Source organism: Gelidibacter sp. (assembly GCF_035577925.1).
Lineage (GTDB): Bacteria > Bacteroidota > Bacteroidia > Flavobacteriales > Flavobacteriaceae > Gelidibacter.
In genome coordinates this window covers 1-4,581 of the sequence record NZ_DATJCY010000406.1, presented here as the reverse complement: position 1 = coordinate 4,581, position 4,581 = coordinate 1, and the positions used below count along the sequence as shown (strand labels likewise).

The following is a 4,581-nucleotide window of genomic DNA, read 5'->3' as shown; positions in this document are numbered from 1 at the left end:
TTAAAGAGTTGACTTCAGATTTTAAAACTATCCGTTTAGAAAAGATTGAAACACATCCAAATCAAGAAGAGGATTTCTCTTTCGAAAATCGTTTTAAAAACATTGCAGTTAATGACTTTAATAATAATTCTTTTGATGTTTTACCTTCGAATAAAAAAATCCCAAAATATACATTAGTCGAATTTTGGGGAACTTGGTGTGCACCTTGTTTAGAGTTAACTCCAATAATCAAAGATTTTAATACAAAATACAACGACATTGTTGATGTAGTAAGTATTGCATTTGATGATGACATAAAAGGATCTCAATTGTATGTTGAAAGAAACAATTTACACTGGAAACATGGCATAGTATTGAGAACTGAAAAAGCAAATAGTATTATATCAAAATGGAATATTACAATATTTCCTACATTATTACTTTTTGATGAAACTAATCAATTTATTTATGGAGGAAATTCAGAAAATGCCTTAACTAAAATTGATTCAATAATACAAAAAGCCATACCAAAAGATATAGATAAATTTCAAGTGAGTAATTATTAATTAAAACTATTTTATTATGGAAAAATTAAGTTTAAGTTCAGTAAAATCGTTTCTTTCGAGAGAAGAGATGCGAAATGTTTTTGGAGGGAATGAACCAATGTCAAACAGTCCAGGCATGTGTTCTAGTAATTGCAGTACTGTTGATGCTAGTTGCGATAAACCTAAAGGTGGAAAAGGCATCTGTCGTTCCTTTCACTGTGATGGTGAAAGAATAAAAGGTTGCCTTTAACATTATGTATGATTTGAAAAATTAAAACAAGAACGTAAATGTTCTTGTTTTTTATTGTATTTACAAAAATTATGAAATACTTAAAACTTATCTTCTTGATCTCATTTATCCTTGCTGCGTGTGAAAATGATACTAGCAATAAGAAAATAATAAATGAGATAAATGTAATTATGACGAGTATTCATGAAAACAATATAGCATTTGATCCACACTTCACTGATTTAAACTTTTATTCATATTATTTGCAATTTCCGAATTACTATAAAAATATCAATAATTATAAAAATATACCTGTTACTACTTCGGGTTTTATCTCTCAATACAATTTCAACAAACCCAAGTTTTTTTATGAAACTTATTTAAATGGATATATCTCTAACGATCAATTTGAAATAATAAGGAATCAAAGAAATATAGATACTATTAATTTTCCCGTTTTCAAATTTTCAGATCAGATAAATGCCTTTACTGGAATTCTTCATGATAAACAAATAGTGGCAATAGACACAGATAGTGATAAGGATTTTAGTAATGAACTAATACAAACTTTTGATATTAATTTCAGCAAAAAATCGTTTAGCAACCCGAAAATGGTTAAGAACTTACCTACAATAAATTATAAATATACAATCCTAGGTGAAAATGGTCAATTTGAATATTATGATAGAGAAATCATTGTTTTTCCATCAACAGATAACGTTTATTCTTCAATTGCAGAAGATAAATTGAATAAAGAACTCCACTTAATAGGAAGGATTAAAGACCACTGGCAGGGAAAAGTTGAGTATAAAGATAATGTTTATGACATTGTAGCTCAGGGTATATCAAAAGAAATATTGCAAATATTAATAAAACCAGACAGCTTGACATTTAGTCAGGAAAACTACTTGCATAATAAAGAATTCGAGTTTAGAGTAAACGACACCATTAAACTATCAGAAGATTCGTTTGTTATTTCAAAAGTGGAAGGAAATATTGAAAGCATCTTACTACAAAAAATTGACTTTAATGATTTTCGAGGTTTTCGTAAACGAGAGATTATTAAAGATGTGGATTTAATTAAACTAGATGACTCTATAATTAAGTTAACTTCAATTCAGAAAGATAAGCTTATTTTATTAGACTTTTGGGGAACATGGTGCCCTCCATGTTTAAAACACACACCTTTTTTAAAATATTTGGACAATAAATATGAAGATGAATTATTAATTATTGGTATTGCAAATGATGAAGTGGAAAATATAAAAAAATATACTTTAGAGAATGGGATATCCTGGCCACAAACATATATTAAGGATAAATATAGTCCAAACTCAATTATATCAAAGCTAAGAATAGAAGGGTACCCCACTTATATTTTATTAGATAATGAACTGAACATTCTTTACAGAGATGCCGGACCCTCAGATATAAATAAAATTGAAGAAGTTATAATAAGCAATCTTAAGAAGATTAATGAATTTTGAATCAAGTAATAGAATTATCTTTTTAAAATATAGGTTCACCTTAAGAATTACAAATATTCTACTAATGTTTTCAAATTGTAAAATATTCGACCACAAAATAAATGACCAGGCTGTCTATTTAATAATGACTATCCATAATTATTATAGATCTTCCCTTTTTTTATAAACAGACCATTTGAATACTTAGTTTAGGTAAAAAAAACAATCAATATGAAAAAATATTTTTTAATTATTACAATAATTTTTGGATTGCTTCTTAGTTGCGGTGGGCAAAAGGATCCAAATGAATTTATCCTTTTGGGCGATTACACAGGGAATTCTAAATACTTAGTTTTAGGATATAAGGATTTAAATGGGAATTATAAAAGTGACACGCTCGTCTTAAAGAATAATAAATTTGAAGTTTCAGGAAAAATAATGAGTCCTCAAGAAGTTGGAATAACAGATGATAAAAATGACGATCTAAATTCAGTTCAGTTTTTTATTGAACCTAAAACAATTAAAATCTCTTTAAAAGAAGACGTTTTTAATGATGCTAAAATTGAAAACAGTAAATCTCAAATTGAATATGAAAAGTTGAATCATCTTATTAATCCGATTTATAAAATGATGGATTCAATAATTCAGAGAAAAAAAGAATTGAACGCTCAAAAGCTTATTGAAATTGATACAAGTAAGAAAAAGGAATTAGAAAATCGGATAAATCAAATCGATAACGATTGGGAAAAATTATATGATTCAATCAAACATGTAAAATTGAAGTTTGCAAAAGAACATCCAAATTCCTATGTAAGTCCTAATACTTTATATATACATCTTCATAATATACCATTAGATACTCTAAAGTCTTACTACAACCATTTTAGTACTGAAGTTCAAAATAGTATTAGTGGTCAAGAAATAGCTTCTCATATTGAGAGGTTGAGTATGACAAATGCTCCAATTTTTGAAACACTAGATAATAACGGAAATCTTTTAAGTTTAAGTTCTTTTCAAGGAAAATATGTATTGTTGGATTTTTGGGCAGGTTGGTGTAAACCTTGTATTGCACTGCATCCGGAACTATCAGAAATATATAATACTTATCATTCTAAAGGTCTTGAAATTATTGGAATATCATTAGATAATGATAAAGAAAATTGGAAGAAAGCTATTGACACCAATAAATTACATTTATGGCATCAGATATATTCTGGAAGAAGCAGAGCTAAAAACACCATTGTTTACCAATACAACATTTATGCAATTCCTGCTTATATTTTGATTGATAAAGAAGGAAACATCATCGGACGCTATCTTAATGCTGTTGGCGATGACACAAATTCATCAAATGGAATGAGTGATTTAAAGGATAAGTTAAAGGAATTATTTTAAACAAAATACTTCTAATAAGACATGAGTCCACCAATTTGTCCCCATACAATTAATTAACCTATACAAAGTTTTCATTGAAATTAAGATTCCCATTTTATAACCAAAAAGATGCCAAAGATTGCGGTCCAACCTGTCTGAAAATCATTGCCAAGCATTTCAAAAAATCCATTGCGATACAAGAATTACGTGATTTTAGCGAAACCACGAGATCAGGAAGTAGTTTATTGGGTTTAAGTGAAGCTGCTGAAAAACTAGGGTTTCGGTCATTGGGCATCAAGGTGAACTTGGAAAAATTAATGGAAGTACCACTACCATGCATTCTCCATTGGAACAAAAACCATTATGTTGTACTCCATAAAATCAAAAGCCAATCTACCGTCTTCCAGATGGGAAGAAACTCGAAAAAGCCTGCAACTTTTTATATTTCAGATCCGGCCCATGGTCTTCTAAAATACACCGAAGAGGAATTCCTAAAACATTGGATTGGTAACAACGCCACAGTACAAACAGAAGAAGGCATTGCCTTATTATTAGAGCCAACCCCAAAATTCTACAGCTCAGAGTTTGATGCGAAAGAACAAAAATTTGGGTTCTCATTTTTGTCTAAATATCTATTCAAATACAAGCAGTTTTTATGGCAATTGGTTATTGGATTAATCGCAGCCAGTTTACTCCAGCTCATTTTTCCCTTTTTGACCCAAAGTGTCGTGGATGTGGGGATCAAAAATCAGGACATCCATTTTATCTATTTGATCCTCTTTGCTCAATTGGCACTGTTTATTGGTCGGACATCCATAGAGGTCATTCGCAGTTGGATCTTGCTACATTTGAGTACCCGTATCAATATATCCTTGGTGTCCGACTTTTTTATCAAGTTGATGAATTTGCCCATTGCGTTTTTTGATACCCGTATGACTGGAGACATCCTACAACGGATCAACGACCATAAACGTATTGAGCGTATTTT

4 protein-coding genes are annotated in these 4,581 nt (G+C 29.8%); all 4 read left to right on the top strand.

Annotated elements, in window-relative coordinates; genetic code table 11:
* On the top strand, positions 1-545 hold a 545-nt coding region (locus VNJ50_RS15260), incomplete at its 5' end, for a thioredoxin family protein (RefSeq protein WP_325583155.1).
* A gap of 300 nt (positions 546-845) precedes the next feature.
* Positions 846-2,240, top strand: a complete 1,395-nt coding sequence (locus tag VNJ50_RS15255) for a TlpA disulfide reductase family protein (RefSeq protein ID WP_325583154.1) — start codon at positions 846-848, stop codon at positions 2,238-2,240.
* Between the two features lie 210 nt (positions 2,241-2,450).
* Positions 2,451-3,614 carry a TlpA disulfide reductase family protein gene (locus VNJ50_RS15250; protein WP_325583153.1) on the top strand — a complete coding sequence of 388 codons (1,164 nt, stop codon included), beginning with the start codon at positions 2,451-2,453 and terminating at the stop codon, positions 3,612-3,614.
* A gap of 74 nt (positions 3,615-3,688) precedes the next feature.
* Positions 3,689-4,581 (top strand): cysteine peptidase family C39 domain-containing protein (locus VNJ50_RS15245; protein ID WP_325583152.1); only part of this gene is annotated, 893 nt, incomplete at its 3' end.

Bases quoted from the DNA above. Each gene is read 5' to 3' on its own strand.
- VNJ50_RS15255 (WP_325583154.1), top strand. From the start codon at position 846: ATGAAATACTTAAAACTTATCTTCTTGATCTCATTTATCCTTGCTGCG.
- VNJ50_RS15250 (WP_325583153.1), top strand. From the start codon at position 2,451: ATGAAAAAATATTTTTTAATTATTACAATAATTTTTGGATTGCTTCTT.